General features: G+C 30.3%; 17 protein-coding genes and 3 tRNA genes. 2 read left to right on the top strand and 18 right to left on the bottom strand.

The features are described from left to right. Positions 1-37 precede the first annotated feature (37 nt). From CRN98_RS15110 to CRN98_RS15095, 4 genes are all read right to left on the bottom strand, one after another. Positions 38-113, bottom strand: a tRNA-Val gene (locus tag CRN98_RS15110). A 7-nt stretch (positions 114-120) separates the two neighbouring features. After that, positions 121-195 (bottom strand) — tRNA-Glu (locus CRN98_RS15105). A gap of 198 nt (positions 196-393) precedes the next feature. Beyond that, positions 394-1,209, bottom strand: a complete 816-nt coding sequence (locus CRN98_RS15100) for a pyruvate, water dikinase regulatory protein (protein ID WP_097028260.1) — start codon at positions 1,207-1,209, stop codon at positions 394-396. Positions 1,210-1,217: 8 nt separating this feature from the next. Next, complete coding sequence (locus CRN98_RS15095; RefSeq protein ID WP_097028259.1) at positions 1,218-1,601, bottom strand: CoA-binding protein; 384 nt, start codon at positions 1,599-1,601, stop codon at positions 1,218-1,220. Between the two features lie 159 nt (positions 1,602-1,760). Here CRN98_RS15095 and CRN98_RS15090 point away from each other — a divergent pair, with 159 nt between their 5' ends. Further along, positions 1,761-2,984, top strand: coding sequence for a BaiN/RdsA family NAD(P)/FAD-dependent oxidoreductase (locus tag CRN98_RS15090; protein ID WP_097028258.1), 1,224 nt, complete (start codon positions 1,761-1,763; stop codon positions 2,982-2,984). An 88-nt stretch (positions 2,985-3,072) separates the two neighbouring features. Here the strand turns inward: CRN98_RS15090 and CRN98_RS15085 are convergent, their stop codons facing one another. The 4 genes from CRN98_RS15085 to CRN98_RS15070 form a co-directional block, all read right to left on the bottom strand. Then, positions 3,073-3,825 carry an acyl-[acyl-carrier-protein] thioesterase gene (locus CRN98_RS15085; RefSeq protein ID WP_097028257.1) on the bottom strand — a complete coding sequence of 251 codons (753 nt, stop codon included), beginning with the start codon at positions 3,823-3,825 and terminating at the stop codon, positions 3,073-3,075. Between the two features lie 137 nt (positions 3,826-3,962). Further along, a complete protein-coding gene (locus CRN98_RS15080; RefSeq protein ID WP_097028256.1) occupies positions 3,963-4,148 on the bottom strand; it encodes a DUF1858 domain-containing protein in 186 nt (61 codons plus the stop codon). A gap of 121 nt (positions 4,149-4,269) precedes the next feature. Then, the gene (locus tag CRN98_RS15075; protein ID WP_097028255.1) at positions 4,270-5,556 is read right to left on the bottom strand and encodes an adenylosuccinate synthase; all 1,287 of its coding nucleotides are present in this window, start codon (positions 5,554-5,556) and stop codon (positions 4,270-4,272) included. Positions 5,557-5,588: 32 nt separating this feature from the next. After that, on the bottom strand, positions 5,589-6,995 hold the full coding sequence (locus CRN98_RS15070; protein WP_097028254.1) for an NAD(P)/FAD-dependent oxidoreductase: 1,407 nt from the start codon (positions 6,993-6,995) through the stop codon (positions 5,589-5,591). Between the two features lie 236 nt (positions 6,996-7,231). Here CRN98_RS15070 and pgsA point away from each other — a divergent pair, with 236 nt between their 5' ends. Beyond that, positions 7,232-7,747: a CDP-diacylglycerol--glycerol-3-phosphate 3-phosphatidyltransferase gene (gene pgsA / locus CRN98_RS15065; RefSeq protein WP_097028253.1), complete on the top strand. Its 516-nt coding sequence runs from the start codon at positions 7,232-7,234 to the stop codon at positions 7,745-7,747. 36 nt (positions 7,748-7,783) lie between these two features. Here pgsA and CRN98_RS15060 read toward each other — a convergent pair whose 3' ends face one another. From CRN98_RS15060 to rpsR, 10 genes are all read right to left on the bottom strand, one after another. Next, a complete protein-coding gene (locus CRN98_RS15060) occupies positions 7,784-8,221 on the bottom strand; it encodes an ACT domain-containing protein (protein ID WP_097028252.1) in 438 nt (145 codons plus the stop codon). 284 nt (positions 8,222-8,505) lie between these two features. Further along, positions 8,506-10,035 (bottom strand): L,D-transpeptidase family protein, encoded by a 1,530-nt coding sequence (locus CRN98_RS15055; RefSeq protein WP_097028251.1) that lies wholly within the window; start codon positions 10,033-10,035, stop codon positions 8,506-8,508. Between the two features lie 146 nt (positions 10,036-10,181). Further along, positions 10,182-10,257: transfer RNA gene (locus tag CRN98_RS15050), tRNA-Thr, on the bottom strand. Between the two features lie 95 nt (positions 10,258-10,352). Continuing rightward, the gene (locus CRN98_RS15045; protein ID WP_097028250.1) at positions 10,353-11,690 is read right to left on the bottom strand and encodes a replicative DNA helicase; all 1,338 of its coding nucleotides are present in this window, start codon (positions 11,688-11,690) and stop codon (positions 10,353-10,355) included. Between the two features lie 13 nt (positions 11,691-11,703). Beyond that, a complete protein-coding gene (gene lonC / locus CRN98_RS15040) occupies positions 11,704-13,548 on the bottom strand; it encodes a Lon family ATP-dependent protease (protein WP_179632185.1) in 1,845 nt (614 codons plus the stop codon). A 66-nt stretch (positions 13,549-13,614) separates the two neighbouring features. Continuing rightward, the gene (gene rplI, locus CRN98_RS15035) at positions 13,615-14,058 is read right to left on the bottom strand and encodes a 50S ribosomal protein L9 (RefSeq protein ID WP_097028248.1); all 444 of its coding nucleotides are present in this window, start codon (positions 14,056-14,058) and stop codon (positions 13,615-13,617) included. Then, the gene (locus CRN98_RS15030) at positions 14,055-16,049 is read right to left on the bottom strand and encodes a DHH family phosphoesterase (protein ID WP_097028247.1); all 1,995 of its coding nucleotides are present in this window, start codon (positions 16,047-16,049) and stop codon (positions 14,055-14,057) included. Before CRN98_RS15030 ends, rplI begins: the two co-directional genes overlap by 4 nt. Positions 16,050-16,061: 12 nt before the next feature. Next, on the bottom strand, positions 16,062-17,051 hold the full coding sequence (locus tag CRN98_RS15025; RefSeq protein ID WP_097028246.1) for a YybS family protein: 990 nt from the start codon (positions 17,049-17,051) through the stop codon (positions 16,062-16,064). 12 nt (positions 17,052-17,063) lie between these two features. After that, the gene (locus CRN98_RS15020; RefSeq protein ID WP_097028245.1) at positions 17,064-17,381 is read right to left on the bottom strand and encodes a MazG-like family protein; all 318 of its coding nucleotides are present in this window, start codon (positions 17,379-17,381) and stop codon (positions 17,064-17,066) included. Between the two features lie 228 nt (positions 17,382-17,609). Then, on the bottom strand, positions 17,610-17,888 hold the full coding sequence (gene rpsR / locus CRN98_RS15015; RefSeq protein WP_097028244.1) for a 30S ribosomal protein S18: 279 nt from the start codon (positions 17,886-17,888) through the stop codon (positions 17,610-17,612). Between the last annotated feature and the right edge of the window lie 79 nt (positions 17,889-17,967).

The raw sequence follows: 17,967 nt of genomic DNA, 5'->3' as shown, positions 1-17,967 counted from the left end.
CCGGCACTCTAACCAACTGAGCCACTGGGCCATAATGTGGTGGGAACAACAGGGATCGAACCTGTGACCCTCTGCTTGTAAGGCAGATGCTCTCCCAGCTGAGCTATGCTCCCACATTAATGGTGACCCCTACGAGACTCGAACTCGTGTTACCACCGTGAAAGGGTGGTGTCTTAACCGCTTGACCAAGGGGCCTTATTTGCCGGGCGCTTCGCTTTGTTGTGTTAGCCACCCGACATAGAATATAATACAGGAAAGTCTCATAAGTGTCAACAACTTTTTCAAACTTTTTTTATATATTTTTTTATTTTTTGTTTTTATCCTGTTAAAGTGCTGATTTTACTATATTTCTACAGGTCCATATTTCTACAAAATTACACTTATTAAAATAAATTAATGATCTTTTGTTCCAATATAACCTATAGATTCCATTATTAAAAGTGCCGTATCTTCTATAGCTCTTTTTGTTACATCTATAACTTTACATCTTAATCTCCTCATTACTTTATCTGCAAATTCCAATTCTTGAAGTACTCTTTCCGCATTTGCATATTGTATTTCGGATGAAAGTTTGGCGAATTTATCCATTCTATGTTTTCTTATTTCTATTAATCTCATAGGTTCTATAGTAAGTCCCACTATCTTTTTATTATCTATTTCAAGTAACTCTTGGGGCATTGGGACTTCAGGCATTAAGGGAACATTTAACGCTTTTATACCCTTGTTAGCTAAATACATACATAATGGTGTTTTTGATGTTCTTGATAATCCAACTAATACTACATCTGCATGTTTTATACCACTATTGTCTTTGCTATCATCATATTGCATTGCAAATTCCATAGCCTCAATTTTTTTAAAATATTTAGCATCCATATCTCTAACTGCCCCTGGCTTGTAATCAGGAAGCTTATTTAAAATTCTAGAAGCAGTACTAATACAAGGTCCTAGTATATTTACAATACGTATTCCCTTTTCTATACACCTCTCAACCAAAAATTCTCTTACATCAACTAAAACTATAGTATTTATTATCATGCTATATTCAGGATCATTTATACTATCTATAAGCTCATCTACTGCCTCAAAAGTTTTTACATAAGTTATTCTCTTTACTCCTATATTTTCATTAAACTGCATTGCTGTAGCTCTTGCTACTTGCTCGGCAGTTTCTGCTATAGAATCTGATACCGCATAAATTGTAAACATTAAAATATCTACCTCTTTCTATTATAGTAGGAAAGTTCTACTAATGCACATCCCTCTATAGCTATAATACCGTTTTCTCTGCAAAAACTCAATATTTCTTCACTTTGTGCTCCTGGTTGAATTAATACCTTATCTATACCCAATTCCTTAGCTTCTATAAGCACTTTTTCACCTTGTATAGGATTGATGCATAAGTCTATAACATCAATGTTGTAAGGAACATTCTTTAATGATTTATATACACTTGCATCTTCACTATTAGGATGCACTCCTACAGCATTGAAATCATGCTCTTTTAAACTATTTAATATTCTATGAGCATACTTTTCACTATTTAATACATCTCCTACTACTACCCAATTTTTATATTCTAAAAGTTTTTGGCCATCCATAAAAAACTCCTCCTTAATTTTTATCATTTAAAATTATTATATGTTAAAAAATCATTGCTATAGTAATTATTTTTTACTATTTTTCAAAAAATATAATTGATAAAGTAAAATTTATGATTTACTATATTGATAAATAAACTTTAAAAGGAGAAAACTATCATGCATTATGATATTATAGTAGTTGGTGCTGGTGCTTCAGGTATTATGACTGCTATCACCTCTAAAGATCGTGGACTACAAGTAGCTATTTTAGAAGGAAACAACCGTATAGGAAAAAAAATACTCACCACAGGGAATGGTAGATGTAATATAACAAATAAATATTTAAATATAGAAAACTTTCACAGTTTAAATAATGTTTTTCCAAAAGATGTACTAAATAAATTTACAGTTAATAATACCTTAGATTTTTTTAAATCCATAGGTTTACCGCTAATAGAACTGGAAGAAGGAAAAATGTTTCCCTTATCCTTACAAGCTTCATCTGTATTAGATATATTAAGATTTGCCTTAGAAGAACGAAATGTACCTATACATTTAGATACGAAAATAAACAAAGTACAATATGAAAAAAGCATTTTTAAAATTTTTACAAAAGAATCTGAGACTTACACTTGTGACAAGCTTGTACTTAGCTGTGGAGGTTCATCTGCTCCAAGTACCGGTTCTGATGGAAGTGGATATACTCTAGCAAAAACCTTTGGGCATACTATAATCTCACCGGTTCCTGGATTGGTGCAATTAAAGCTTGATTATTCTAAAATAAAAGCTCTATCTGGTATAAAATTTCAAGGTTCCGTAGAGGCCTTTTCAAATAATAAGTTTATACGTAAAGAATGCGGAGAACTTCTTTTTACTGACTATGGAATATCAGGTCCCCCTATACTACAAATTAGCAGCTTTATTTCTAGAGATTTATATAATAAAAAACAAATAACATTAAAGATAGATATGTTCCCTCACATGAATTACCAAAGTATGAAAGACTTTCTTGATAATCATTTTGGGGTCTTTGGATATAGAAGTATTTCAGAATCTTTAATAGGGATATTGAATAAGAAATTGATACCTGTGCTTTTAAAAGAAGCCCAGATTAACGATATACATAAGCCTTGCTTTGACCTATCATGGAAAGAACGAGAAAATATATTAAATCTTATTAAATCATGGGAATTTAATGTATATGATACAAACTCTTTTGCAAACTCTCAAGTAACTTGCGGAGGAATAGATACTGCTGAAGTTAATTCTATTACTCTAGAATCTAAGAAAATAAAGAATTTATTCTTTACAGGGGAAATATTAGATGTAAATGCCGACTGCGGTGGATTTAATTTACAATGGGCTTGGAGTAGTGGCTATACGGTTGGAATGTCACTATAAAAAACAGATATCTTTAAGTAACTAGATACTAGTAACCAGTGGAACATATCTTATCAAAACATAACTACTGATTACTAGTTACTGGTTACTAAATTTCCTTTTCCCAAGTAGTTTCTGCTACAGTTAGCTTATTTCCTTCTTTATCTATAATTTTATGTTTACATATTGCTTTTCCATCTATCTCATGTACTTCAGCACAGGAATCTATAACTTCTCCATAAGTTGTTTCTTTTTCATAAGTTATAATTAAATTACTTAACATATATTCTGTCACTATATTTAATGGAACAGCTTCTAATATCCATGAGATATATTTAGAATTATTTACATGTCCATTTGTATCTATATCGCTATATCTTACATCAAAGGTTTTACAAAAATCATTTTCCTTAGGTGCTGTAATCTTTGGTATATCAATAACTTCATTATCATCTTTGCTTAAGCAGTAACCAGTATACATCTCCTCTTGTACCCTAACAGGCTTTCTAGTTTCAACATCTATTAAAAACCACAGTGAATCTGCCTCTACTAACACGTTTCCTTCAATATCTAATATGTAAAACTTTCTATATGCATAAAATTTCCTAAATGAATATGGAACTGTTCTTGCAGTAACCTTTTCTCTATAAGTTGGATATCTATGTACCTTTACATTCCATTTATAAAGCACCCAGGCCATATTGACTTTTTTGAGATAATCAAATCCCATATTTCTATCTTCAGATTGCTTACTTGATATATCTCCAAAATAATTCATTAAGCTAGTAAATAAGACTCTTCCCTTATAATCAACTTCATAAAAATGTATTTCATACTTTTTATCCGTTATAAGCTTACCCATTGTTATCCTCCCATTAACTAACTTTATTTTACAATAATTATATCACTAAAATATTCATATTTATAACTTTCTAATATAAAATTAATCTTTAAATAAATAATAAAAATACTCCTAGCTAATAGCTAGGAGTATTTTTATTATTTATTTAAAGCTTCCATTAACTGATTTAAATCTAATCCATGAACCATAGCAGCCTGTTCTACTGTTTCAGCTTGAGCTGATGGGCAAAATACACATCCCATTCCAAAGTTTGCTAACACTTCTGCAGCTTCTGGTTTATTTTTTATAACTTCACCTATAGTCATATCTTTAGTAATATTCATATTATTTACCTCGCTTTTGTTTAATTTATTTATTAAAGTATATAATAATAGTCTACTTTACTTAATTATATACAACTAAAATCGAAGTTTCAAGTACATATACTGAAATACTTATTAAATTTTAAAGCTCATTTACATTCATAGTTTGATCTCTCTTAGGCCCTACAGATACTATAGATATTTTAGTTCCTGTAAACTCTTCTATCTTTTTTAAGTATATCTTTGCATTTTCTGGTAGGTCTTCATAACTTCTAGCATTTTCAATACTTTCATCCCAGCCCTTAACTTCTTCATATATTGGTTCGCATTTTGCTAAATCTTCTAAACTTGCAGGAACATAATCTATTACTTTGCCATTAAAATTATATCCTATGCATACTTTTAAAGTATCAAGTCCTGCTAAAGTATCTATTTTAGTTACAGCAAAACTTGTAAGTCCTGAAACTCTAGCTGCAGTTTTTAATATAACTAAATCTAACCATCCGCATCTTCTTGCTCTTCCAGTAGTTACTCCATATTCATGGCCCTTTTCTCTTATCCATTCACCTGTTTTATCGGAAAGCTCTGTAGGAAATGGTCCTTTACCAACTCTAGTTGTATAAGCCTTTGCTATACCCACTGCATTAGTTATCATAGTTGGTCCAACACCTGCTCCTGTACATACTCCACCTGCAATGGTATTAGAAGATGTTACGTAAGGATACGTACCATAATCTATATCTAGTAGTGTACCCTGAGCTCCTTCAAATAATACTTCCTTTTTAGCCTTAATACTATCATATACTACTACGGAAGTCTCTGTAACATATTCTCTCATTTTTTCAGCATAATTCATATACTCTTCAAATACGCTATCAAAATCAAGAGCTTCTTCTCTGTATATTTTAGTTATAATATCATTTTTATCTTTTACATTTTCTTCAAGTTTTTCTTTAAACACCTCAGTATGCATTAAGTCACATACTCTTATGCCGCTTCTTTCCATCTTATCTGTATAACAAGGGCCTATTCCTTTTCCTGTAGTTCCAATATCCTTGCTTCCTCTAGCTCTTTCCTTTATACCATCTAATACTCTATGATATGGCATTATAAGCTGTGCTCTATCACTTATTAATAGATTTTTAGGTGTGATTTCCACTCCAAGTTCCTTTAAATATTCCATTTCTTCAAATAATGCCTTTGGATCTAACACTACACCATTTCCTATTATATTCAACTTATTTCCATAAAGTATACCTGATGGAATTAAATGAAGTTTATATTGTTTTTCTCCAACTTCTACTGTGTGTCCAGCATTGTTACCACCTTGATATCTAACAACTACGTCTGCATTTTCTGCAAGGTAATCTGTCATTTTACCCTTTCCTTCATCTCCCCATTGAGCTCCTAATACTACATATGCTGACATAAAAATTCCTCCTACTCCTTAATAAAAATTTTCTAAAGTTTTTTATCTATATCCCTAGCCACTACTACTCCTGTAACGGATGCTTGCATAAGTCCTCTGGTAATTCCAGCTCCATCACCTATTGTATAAAAGTTTTCTACATCAGTTTCAAAATGATTATTTGTTTCAAATTTACTTGAATAAAATTTTACTTCCACTCCATATAATAGAGTATTTTTACTATATAATCCTGGTGCTATTTTATCAAAAGCTTTTAAAGCTTGAACTATAGATGTCAGATGCCTTTGTGGTAATACAAAACTTAAATCTCCTGGTACAGCTGATTTTAATGTAGGAATTGTAGTTGATTTACTAAGTCTTGAAGCATCTGTTCTTCTTCCATTTAATAAATCTCCAAGTCTTTGAACCATAATTCCTCCACCAGTTAACATGTTGCCTAGCTTTGCAATATATTTTCCATAATCTATTGGTTGATTAAATGGTTCTGTAAATGTAGTGGATACTAATAACGCAAAATTAGTATTTTCTGTTCTAAGCTCTTTTTCTGAGTAACTATGGCCATTTACCACAGCTATATTTTCATCATAATGCTCCTCAGATACTACTCCTCCTGGATTCATACAAAAGGTTCTTACCTTGTTTTCAAATTCATCAGAATAATAAACAAGTTTTGCCTCATAAAGATCCTTTGTTAAGTGATCCATAATAGAATTAGGTACTTCTACTCTAACTCCTATATCAATTGCATTATTTTTAGTTTTTATATTGTGAGTCTTAGCTTGATTGTTAAGCCATTCTGCACCACCTCTTCCTGGTGCTGCTACAATATAATCTGCATATATAGTTTTTAATCCTTCTTTATTGTTAATAGTAATTCCTTTAATTTCTTCATCTTCAATTAATAACTCTTGAACTTCTGTTAACTCACTAAAGTCTGTGGTCGTATTATTAACTAGATGATAATACATAGCCCTTAAGACATTGTAAGCAAGCTCTGTACCTAAATGCCTTACAGGGCATTCAACAAGTCTTATGTTATGCTTACTTGCCTCATACTTTATTTTATCTACTTTCTCATTATTTAATCCATAAACTGTTTCATTTGCTCCAAATTTTAAATATATATCATCACAATATTTAATTAAGTTTTTACACTCTTCTTCACTAAAATATTCTAATATTCTTCCACCAACTTCAGGGCTTAAAGAAAGTTTTCCATCAGAAAAAGCCCCTGCACCAGACCATCCAAATGTTATTCCACAAGGATTGCAACTCACACATTTGCCTGTGATTCTAGCGGGACATGTTCTCTTTTCTATATTTCTTCCTTTATCTATTATTAGAACATTTACCTCTGGTCTTAATTTAGTAATTTCTAAAGCTGTAAATATTCCTGCAGGGCCAGCACCTATTACTATTATGTCATACTTATTTTTCATACTATCCCCTCCCGTATTATGGTAGCAAATTTAAAATCATCAGTCAATACATATACGAATATTTAACACAATATTTACTTTAAAATTCGCCAAAATCACCCATTACCACATTTCTTATATATTTTAAAAATTTATCTAATATTTTATGCAAATTCATTATCAATTATTATATACATTGTTATAATATTAATATAACCCTTATTAAAACCTACATTAATTATATAGGAGCGATATAAATGAATATTCCTAATTTACTTACGCTTTTTAGAATGTTTCTTATTCCAATATTTATTCTTATGTTTTTTTCAAATATAAATAATAGTTTTGCATATTCTATATATATTTTCTTTATAGCAGGATTTACCGATGTATTAGATGGATATATTGCTCGAAAACACAATTTGATAACTAAATGGGGAACAGTATTAGATCCCTTAGCTGATAAATTAATGTTGATTACAGTATTAGCTTGTCTTACATTAAAAAAATTAATTCCTAGTTCAGTTTTAATAGTTGTAACTATGAAAGAAGCCGCTATGATTATAGCAGGAGTTGTACTTTATAATAAGAACTTTATCATTCCTTCTAATATCTTTGGGAAAATCTCCACAGTTATCTTTTATTTAGCTATACTAGTTTTAAGCTTTAACATTTTATATGGAAAGTATCTTCTATATTTAGCGGTTATAAGTGCTCTTGTAGCATTTTTTAACTATTCAATACTTTATATTAAAAAAAGAGATGAAGCATAACTTGCAACATCTCTTTTACCATTTCACTAAATATTATTAATCCATAGCCACTAATTCAAGCTTTATTACATGATCCATGTCTCTAATTTCATCTAAAAATTCATTTAATTCTACATTTAAACTTGACATGTCAAATGTAATATTTACATTTGCTGTATTATTAATGGGAATCTCCTGATTTATGGTCAATATGTTTCCCTTGTAAAAAGCTACCTTATCTAATATTTTCGAAAGAGTTCCCGGTTCATGATCAAGGGTTAAGGCTATTATAACCTTTCTACTATTTAGGTTTTCTGAAACAGCAAATACATAATCTTTATATTTATAATAAGTACTTCTACTTATCCCAATAATTTTTACTGCTTCAGTTATTTCTTTTACTTTTCCTGATTTCATTAACTCTTTTACTTCTAAAACCTTTTCAAATACATCTGGCAATACACTAGTATGTATCATTAAAAATTTATTTGGCATAATTTCACCTCATCAATACTATAAGGATATGTTAATTATACAATAATGCTACCATATCTAAAATAAACATACAACAGCTTTATTTTATTTAGTATGAACAATTTAAGTTTAATTATAAGCTTTTTATTCATATATCCATCTTTAGATATTAAAACAAATTTGTCTGAATCAAAATAACACTTGTATTCACCAAATAAACACAAGTGGGTTTTTATATACTAAAAAAATGTTTAGATGTATAAAAAATGAGAGCAAATCTTGCTCTCATTTTTGTTTATATTATTTTAATCTTGTATTACTACTAAAGTATTACGTGGAATATTATCATACATCCATTTAATATATGCATCAGGTAATCTTATACATCCATGAGATGCTCTTGTCCCCAATTTTTTATATTCAGATGTCATTATAGAACCATCTAAGTTATGAAGTACACTATGGAACAAATAATCATAATTTATTCTAATAAAATTATAACATATATATCCTTTTTCTTGACCAAAGGATGGGCCTCTTCCCCCTACCAAATACTTTCCTGTAGGCGTAGGCGTATAATATCCTCCTGTTGAACATATAAAGCTTTTATAAAGCTGTCCTGCTTTATATATATATACCTTTTGATCACTTATATCTACTACTATGCTATATGAATTTACAGGAGTAGTCTTTCTAACGTAATCTTTTCTTATGTATCCCTTTATAATATTTGAGGTTTCATAATCTCTTGTTTGTACATAGTAGAAGTCCCCACTTGTACCCAATACATTTAATACTTGGGTACTTCCATAAACATATCCTAATATTTTAGAAGAAGTACTTGGACTTTGTCTTACATTAATTCGTTCAACTTCACTAGCATTACCTACATACACTGGCTCAATTTTAGGTGCTTCCGGATATGCTGGTTTAGGTGGTGCTGGTCTTTTTACAGCTTTTACATCATAACTTTGTAATGCATCATAATCTCCTAAGGAATCCTTATATTTTCCTGGTATATTAGCTTTTTTTACCCTAACTTGTATTTTATAATCTCCTAAAGCAAGCTTACCTGTTTCTATTTTTGCTTCTTGACCTCCCAAATATGCAGATGTATATGCTGAAGTTACTTCAGACCACTTTTTAGTACTATTTGAATATATAAAAACCTTATATTGAACATAATCATTAAAGTTAGAGGTTAACTTTAATGTTACTTTATCTCCTTCGTATACACTGCTTGAACTTAAAGTAGCCTTTAATTGTGGCAATATATCTTGCTCACATGTTATATCTAGTACTTTTAAATCCTCATATTTAACTTCTGTAGTTCCAATTTTCATGGATTTAGTTCCTTCTAAATTTAAAGGCTTTGCAAAAACATACAATTTATACTTGCCTGCTAAAAGTTGAGGCATTACCTTAACATAACTATCTTTAGCTTTAATACCTTCTGAATAATTAGGCGTAATGTCTGTCCATTCATTTTTATCTACGGACTGAAGTACAACCTTGTATTGAACTTCTTTCTCATAAGCAGATTTTATGATAAGTACTGCTCTATCCTTTTCAAAAATCCTTTGCTTGTCTATTCCTATTGTTGCATCTTTTAATATAGTATCTTCTTCTTTTATATCTCCCGGAATTTCTTCAGTAGTATTCGTTTCTTTAACATCATTAGTAATTACTGAACCTTCATTATCTTTTTCAGTATTATTTATAATTATTGTATTATCCTCTGCTGCTTTAACTTTATTAACAGGAAAATACATAATCATGCTAAATACCATTAAAATAATAAAAAATAAATTAATACGCTTTAACTCTTTAACCATACCCGGCCTCCATTTTTTATTTAAGTTAGTACAAGCTACGACTATATTATAATACAAAACTTAGCTTTTATGGTGATAAGTTTATATATTAAATTAAATTTAATAATTGCTTTATTGATAAAAATCACCCTAAAATTCTAATAACTTGGTGCTCCCGACAGGAATCGAACCTGCGACCTACTGATTACGAATCAGTTGCACTACCAACTGTGGTACAGGAGCATAATCTGTATATATATTTTATACCGCATTATTCCATTTATATCAATTGCTTAAAACACAAAAAAATATAAGTAGGTAAATCCCTACTTATATTTTTATTCTTGATGTATAACATCCAATCTTCCAAACTTACTATATTGTCCTAACCAAGCCAGTTTAACCGTTCCAGTAGGACCATTTCTTTGCTTAGCTATGATGCATTCTGCCACGTTTTTCTCTTCAGTTTCTTTATTATAGTACTCATCTCTATATAAGAACATAACTAAGTCAGCATCCTGCTCTATAGAACCTGATTCTCTTAAGTCAGATAACATTGGTCTATGATCTGTTCTTTGCTCAGGAGCACGAGAAAGCTGAGATAGTGCTATTACGGGGCACTGCATTTCTTTTGCTAGTGCCTTGATAGATCTCGATATCTCAGATACCTCTTGTTGCCTACTCTCGTTACCTCTACTTCCTGACATAAGCTGTAAGTAATCTACGAGTATTAAATCTATTCCATGTTCTATTTTTAGCTTTCTACACTTAGATCTCATTTCCATAACAGATATTCCTGCAGTATCATCTATAAATATCCTAGCAGTTGAAAGTGGACCTGATGCTTTTGCTATACTCTCCCAATCCTTATCCTCTAAATTTCCTGTTCTAAGCTTTAACATATCTACATTAGCTTGAGAACACAAGAGCTTATATGCTAGCTGCTCTTTGGACATTTCTAGTGAAAATACCGCTACACTTTTTCCTTCTCTAAGTGCTGCATACTCTGCTAAGTTAAGAGCAAAAGTTGTCTTACCCATAGAAGGTCTAGCTGCAATTAGCACCATATCTCCTCTTTGGAAACCAGAGGTTTTAGAATCCAACTCAGGAAAACCTGAAGGTACTCCTGTTACACCGCCTTTATTATTAAAGAGTCGTTCTATTTCTAAAAATCCTCTTTCAAGTACAGTATTCATAGCTTCAAAATCACTTGTATCTCTATTACTTCCTATATCAAAAATCTTTTTTTCTGCTATATCTACAACGGAAGCTACATCATCTTGCTTATTATAACTTTGTTCTATAATATCGGTAGATGCACGTATAAGTTTTCTTAGTGTAGATTTATTCTTAACAATCTTTATATAGGATTGAAGATTAGCTGTAGAGATAACTGAAGTACAAACCTGACTTATATAAGTTATCCCTCCAGCGCCTTCAAGTTTCTCATTTGATTGCAAATGTTCTGTGAGAGTTATTAAATCTACTGCTGTATCCTTTTGATACAAATCCATTATTGCATTAAATATTACTTCATGGGCATCTTTATAAAAATCTGAGGCTTGTAAAACTTCTGCTGATTGTGCTATAGAAGTTTTGTCTATAATCATGGAACCAAGCACACTTTGTTCTGCCTCTATATTATGGGGCATGCTTCTTAATACTGGTGTATCCAAACCTCATCTCTCCTTAGTCTTTAAACACTAACTTCATTAGTTCTTCTATATTTTCTACTGCTTTTACTTCTATATCTTTCAATCCAACAGGGACTTCCTTACTATTATCCTTAGGTATTATAATTTGTCTTATGCCCTTCCTTCTAGCACCATATATTTTTTCAAATATGCCCCCTACAGGTTTAATTTTCCCCCTTAAAGATATTTCTCCTGTTATAGCTATGTCTTGTCTTATAGGTTTATTTAACAGTGAACTTATTATACACATAGTAATAGCAGCACCTGCTGAAGGACCATCAATACGTCCTCCTCCTATTATATTTACATGTATATCATAATCACTCATATCTTTATCGGTTATTTTTCTTATTACAGATGCAGCATTAAATACTGAATCCTTAGCCATAGAACCTGCAGTGTCATTAAATCTTACCTTGCCTTGTCCTTTTTCTTTAGCATCAAATACAGCTGCTTCAATTTCAATGGTAGAACCTATATATCCACTAACTCCTAGCCCATAAATGTGGCCTACTTCATACTTATCTCCATTTTGTACTTCTTCATAAGGGGTAAGTCTGTTTATAGATATAACTTGTTTTAAATCCTCTAGTGATATACTTATTTTTTCATTAGCATCTATATTTTCCTTATATAATACATATCCATATACATCTGCAAGTATATTTACTGCTTTTCTTCCTTCTATAGTATATCTACTTATAGTTTCTGCTAATCCATCTTCCATTTTTATATTTAATTTTTTTGCTGCATTTTCAATTATAATTTCTATATCCTTTGGGGTTAATGGTTCAAAATATACCTCAGTACATCTTGATCTTAAGGCAGGATTTATTTCTTCAGGTTCCCTAGTGGTTGCCCCTATAAGTATAAAATCTGCAGGAGCTCCTTTATCGAATAAGTATTTAATATACTTAGGTGTATTTTCATCATCTGGATCATAATAAGAAGATGAAAAATCAACTCTCTTATCCTCTAAAACCTTAAGAAGTTTATTTTGAAGTATATTGTCTAGTTCCCCTATTTCATCAATAAATAAAACTCCTCCATGAGCCTCTGTTACCAGGCCTGGCTTTGGTTCAGGCACTCCGATTTCTGCTAAATCTCTCTTACTTCCCTGATATATAGGATCATGAACAGATCCAAGCAGTGGATTAGTGATTTCTCTAGGATCCCACCTTAAAGTAGTACCATCCACTTCAACAAAGTTTGACTCTTCTTTAAATGGAGTATTCTTCATTTTCTTTGCTTCTTCTAAAGCTAATCTTGCAGCAGTAGTTTTTCCCACTCCTGGAGGTCCATAAAGTATTATATGCTGAGGGTAAGGAGATGCAATTTTAGAAAGCAGTGACTTTATTGCTCTTTCCTGACCTACAATCTCATCAAAACACTCTGGTCTTAAAAGAGATTGAATATTTTTAGTAAGCTTTTGTGAATCTAAAACTTCTAACTCTGCATATTTTTTAAGAGTTTTTGCATTTTCTGGTCCTTTTTGCTTTTTTATTATTCCAAGTCTTATTTCATCTATATATTTTTCTTGCTTTTCATTTAAAAGAGTTTCTACTTCCTTTTCTATATTACTTTGAACATACCTTTTAGCAAGTACTTGTGATATCCATTCATTTGTATTTTGAAGGGCATCATATACACTTTTTTTATCTGGAATAATTTCTATACCTTTTCCATCACTTATTATTTTATTTAATGCATATAACCTTTTATATGCATCTCCACCACTAATACATTTTTGCAACTTATATTTTATTATTCGTGATTTTATAGTTTTTTCATCTACTATTTTTCCCAACATTTCCCATAGTACATTTACTTGTGTTTCCATGGATAGAGAATCAACTATATCTTTTTCAAATTCACCAACAAATTGAGATTTCAACTCATCTCCTCCTTATTGCTGGTCCACAACAACTTTAACCTTTGTAGAAATTTCAGGGTATATTTTTATTTCTACCTCATAAGTTCCTAACTGTCTTATAACATCAACTACTATTTTTTTCTTATCTATGTCTAGGTTGAACTTTTTCTTTAATTCCTCTGAAATATCTTTGCCTGTTATGGAACCAAATAATCTTCCATGTTCTCCAGTTTTAACTTTAATAAGTATTTCCTTACCTTGTATTTCTTTAGCTAATTTTTGTGCCTCTTCTATTTCTGCAGTCTTTTGTCTTCTCTCTGCTTCCTTTTTATTATTTAATACGTGCATATTAGAATCATTTGCCTCTATTGCTAATTTCCTTGGAAATAAGAAGTTTCTTGCATATCCGTCAGATGTATTAACTACATCTCCTTTCTTTCCTAACTTTTTAACGTCTTGTAATAATATTACTTTCATTTATTGTCACCCTCCCTTAAGTATTTATCTATAGCATTTTTTAATTTTTCTACAGCTTCTTCTATTGTATTAGACTTTAATTTAGCTCCTGCCATAGTCATGTGCCCACCACCACCTAAAGCTTCTAGTATTACCTGCACATTTATATCTCCTAAGGAACGACCACTTATGTGTATATCCTCTTCTATTTTAGCAAAAACAAAGGATGAATGAATACCTGTAATATTTAGTAGTTCATCCGCCGCTTGTGCAGCTAATACAATATTTTCCACTTCCGGTGGGCATATTGATATAGCAATTCCATTTATTACTTCAGCTGACTTTATTATCTCATATCTTTTCAAATAGGTGTCTAAGTCATCTGAAAATAATTTCTTAACATCTATGGTGTCAGCACCTAACTTTCTTAAAAAAGAGGCAGCTTCAAAGGTCCTCACCCCTGTTTTAAAATAAAAGTTTTTTGTATCTACACATATTCCTGCAAGCAATACTTCTGCTTCTAGTACCTTTAATTGTGGTTTGTCACTCATATATTGTATCATTTCTGTTACCATTTCCGAAGTGGATGAAGCATATGGCTCTATATAGCTAAGCAAAGCCCCTTCTACAAAATTAGAGGACTTTCTATGATGATCTATTATAACTATTTTCTTTGCCTTTTCTACTAATCTTATATCTTCCACATGCCCCTTACTATGAACATCTACTAATATAAGTAATGTATCTTCATCTAATTTATCCATAGCATCAATTGTGCTAATAAATGCATTATTATAATCCTTTTCATTTTCAAGTTTTCCCATTATTGTTTTAATACTGTTATTTACTTCATCTAATACTATATTACATTGCTTATTTAAAAAATTAACAGTACTATAAATACCAACTGCTGCCCCTAGGCAATCTATATCCATATTTACGTGACCCATTATAATAACTGTGCTACTTTCATTTATAAGATCTAAAAGGGCATGAGCTATAACCCTGGCACGCACCTTAGTTCTTTTTTCTACTTCCTTAGTTTTTCCTCCATAAAAAGAAAGTTTTTCTCCATTTTTTACAACTGCTTGATCTCCCCCTCTACCTAGAGCCAAATCTTTAGCTGATGCTGCAAACTTTTGATTTTCTATGGGATTTTTTCCACCTCGTCCTATGCCCATACTTAAAGTTACTGTAAGCTTATTTCCTATATCTATTTCTCGGATATTATCTAAAACATCAAACTTTCTTTCCATCTCGTTTTGAATATACTTGTTTTGCACAGATAACACATATTTATTTGAATCATACTTTTTTGACATAGCATTAAGGTTTTGAGAATAACTATTAATGCTTTTTTCTATTTCTGCTATTAAAATAGGTCTCTTATCTTCTTCAGTACTTTTTATTACTTCATCTAAATTGTCTACCTCAATAAGCATTACAGCTTCCTTATTTTCATCAACACTTGTCATCATATGATAAAAATCTGTTACATCATATAGGTATACAAGAATCATTTTTTCCTTATTGCTTACCTTATTTTCATTACCTTCAACTATATTAGTATAAATATCGAAGTAACTATCTTGTAATTTTACATATTTAAATGAATTTTTTTTACCTTCTAATACTTGCCTTATATTTAATTCCTTTATAAAATCATTTATATTTTTGTCTAATATATCTTGATCACTTAAAACCTGAGAAAAATTTTGATTATACCACAATATATTTCCCTTTTTTCCTATAATAAGCATTGGAAATGGGAGATTTACCAATGTATTTCTAGTAGCATTATCTAATTTAGAAGAAAAATTTTCTATAAACTTTATCCACTTGTTTTTCTTAGTTTTATTTGTTCTTATATTGTATACTATAAGACCAATATATATAAAACTAGCTATTAATCCTATCATAAAATTATAATAACTTATAAACATAACTAATATAGCTATCATTATCATATAAATTTTATTGGTAGTAAAAAAATAATTATAATTATTATCCATATGGGACCCCCATTAACTTGTTTTCCAAATCCTATTTGGGTCAAGCTTTCTAAAATCTGCAATGATATCTATTACTCCAAGTATTAAATACACAGTTACTAATTGAGAAACTGTTGTAAATATTATTATTGCAACAATAACTCCCTTGGATAAACTGAATTTATTACTAAGATAATACGTTACTAGTGCTATACCATCAAATAAAAATGCATATAAAAGCATTAATACCGAAGAAATTGATATATACTCACCTACAGTTATATTTAGCCTTATCAGTATTATTCCTATAAGCATTATTATAGCTAATATTGTTACAAATCTTATATCAACATACATTTTGGAAAACTTAGGCATTTGTTTTATATTATATCCTAATTTTCTAAGTATTAATCGAGTAATTATATAACTTAAAAACGCAAATATAACTGAAGAAATAATAAGAGCTGATGGTATAAGCTTTATCATATTATCTACTGTAAAAATGCCTATCATATCTTTAAATCTTTTAATTTGCTCTGCCGGCATTCCCATTTTCTCATAAAAACTTATACTCATATTCATAGATTCATTTATAGTCCTAACAATTTCACTCATAAACTTTGTTACACTTGTTCCACTAATTAATGTTATATATACAGTAAAATCAATAACAAAACCTATTAAAGATGCTAACGCTAAAATTATTATAGTGGTAGGTACACTTAATTCTCTTTTTATGCTATAACCCAATGCAATACCCGTAAGACCAAACATTATTGCACTAGTTAATCCAGATAACGGGTTGTTAATTAAAGAAATTAATATACCACTTGCAGCTAAAGCTGTGAATGTAATCTTTAAATTATGTCTTAGATATAATAATGTAACTGGAATTGGAAGAACAAACTTTAATACATATGAAAATATAGGCATGTATATATTTATTAACATTAAAATTAAAATAATACATGTCATAATTCCCGCTTCTACAGTACTTTTAGTAGCATATTTTTGATATTTCATATTATTTCCACCTTACTGCCTTTCCTTAAGATGAGAATATAATCTGCTTAAATCCTTATTTTCCTTTTCTACTTTATCTTCCTCAAGTATTCCCATCTTTAATTTTCTTTTCATATTTTCATCTACTGCAGTATAAGAATATCCAAGTCTTTCTGCTAATATATATAATACTGTTATTGCTCCTGCAATGCAGTCAAGTATAGCTTCTTGAGCTACATTACTTCCACGGGTTAATAATCTAAAAAAATCTCCTATTAAACATAACAATTCTGCCTTTAGTTCCTCTATTACTTTTATGTTATGCATTATATTAAAATCATCCTTTTTCATATTTTCACCTCTTTTAATTCCATTTTGTTAAAACCCACTTATCTAAAGTTATTCACATAATATAATTATAAGTTTACTATAAATATTTTACAATAATTATATTCTATTTTCCCATTTATAAACTTACATGTTTAAAATTACAGAATAAATAATGATTTAACATCTTTATATTGTGTATAAAAAAAAGAAAGGATAAATCCTTTCTTTAAGCAATCTATATAAACCTTATTATTCTGTTGTGAATGGTAATAAAGCTATGTTTCTTGCTCTCTTTATTGCATCTGTAAGCGCTCTTTGATGCTTTGCACAAGTTCCGGAAATTCTTCTTGGAAGAATCTTTCCTCTTTCAGTTACATATTTTCTTAATTTGTTTATATCTTTGTAGTCAATGCTTTCTGCTTTATCTACACAGAACATACAAACTTTTCTTCTTGATCTTCTCATTTTTCCAGAAGATCTTCTGTTTCCGTTATCTCTATCTCTATCTCTACCAGATTCTCTGCTCATTTTCAACCCTCCTTTATTATTAAAATGGTATCTCTCCATCATCTATAGGAGTGATATCATCGGAATAGGAACCATCAAA

Origin of the sequence: Clostridium peptidivorans, from assembly GCF_900205925.1 — a bacterium.
GTDB classification, from domain to species: Bacteria; Bacillota; Clostridia; order Clostridiales; family Clostridiaceae; genus Clostridium_AK; species Clostridium_AK peptidivorans.
This window is presented reverse-complemented; position numbering and strand designations above follow the sequence as displayed.

Excerpts from the sequence above, each read along its gene's own strand:
- rplI (WP_097028248.1), bottom strand. The coding sequence starts at position 14,058 with ATGAAAGTAATATTATTACAAGACGTTAAAAAGTTAGGAAAGAAAGGA.
- CRN98_RS15095 (WP_097028259.1), bottom strand. The coding sequence starts at position 1,601 with ATGGATGGCCAAAAACTTTTAGAATATAAAAATTGGGTAGTAGTAGGA.
- CRN98_RS15060 (WP_097028252.1), bottom strand. The coding sequence starts at position 8,221 with ATGCCAAATAAATTTTTAATGATACATACTAGTGTATTGCCAGATGTA.
- CRN98_RS15070 (WP_097028254.1), bottom strand. The coding sequence starts at position 6,995 with ATGAAAAATAAGTATGACATAATAGTAATAGGTGCTGGCCCTGCAGGA.
- CRN98_RS15025 (WP_097028246.1), bottom strand. The coding sequence starts at position 17,051 with ATGAAATATCAAAAATATGCTACTAAAAGTACTGTAGAAGCGGGAATT.
- CRN98_RS15055 (WP_097028251.1), bottom strand. The coding sequence starts at position 10,035 with ATGGTTAAAGAGTTAAAGCGTATTAATTTATTTTTTATTATTTTAATG.
- CRN98_RS15020 (WP_097028245.1), bottom strand. The coding sequence starts at position 17,381 with ATGAAAAAGGATGATTTTAATATAATGCATAACATAAAAGTAATAGAG.
- CRN98_RS15100 (WP_097028260.1), bottom strand. The coding sequence starts at position 1,209 with ATGTTTACAATTTATGCGGTATCAGATTCTATAGCAGAAACTGCCGAG.
- CRN98_RS15030 (WP_097028247.1), bottom strand. The coding sequence starts at position 16,049 with ATGGATAATAATTATAATTATTTTTTTACTACCAATAAAATTTATATG.
- CRN98_RS15075 (WP_097028255.1), bottom strand. The coding sequence starts at position 5,556 with ATGTCAGCATATGTAGTATTAGGAGCTCAATGGGGAGATGAAGGAAAG.
- rpsR (WP_097028244.1), bottom strand. The coding sequence starts at position 17,888 with ATGAGCAGAGAATCTGGTAGAGATAGAGATAGAGATAACGGAAACAGA.
- CRN98_RS15090 (WP_097028258.1), top strand. The coding sequence starts at position 1,761 with ATGCATTATGATATTATAGTAGTTGGTGCTGGTGCTTCAGGTATTATG.
- CRN98_RS15085 (WP_097028257.1), bottom strand. The coding sequence starts at position 3,825 with ATGGGTAAGCTTATAACGGATAAAAAGTATGAAATACATTTTTATGAA.
- CRN98_RS15080 (WP_097028256.1), bottom strand. The coding sequence starts at position 4,148 with ATGAATATTACTAAAGATATGACTATAGGTGAAGTTATAAAAAATAAA.
- lonC (WP_179632185.1), bottom strand. The coding sequence starts at position 13,548 with ATGGAAACACAAGTAAATGTACTATGGGAAATGTTGGGAAAAATAGTA.
- pgsA (WP_097028253.1), top strand. The coding sequence starts at position 7,232 with ATGAATATTCCTAATTTACTTACGCTTTTTAGAATGTTTCTTATTCCA.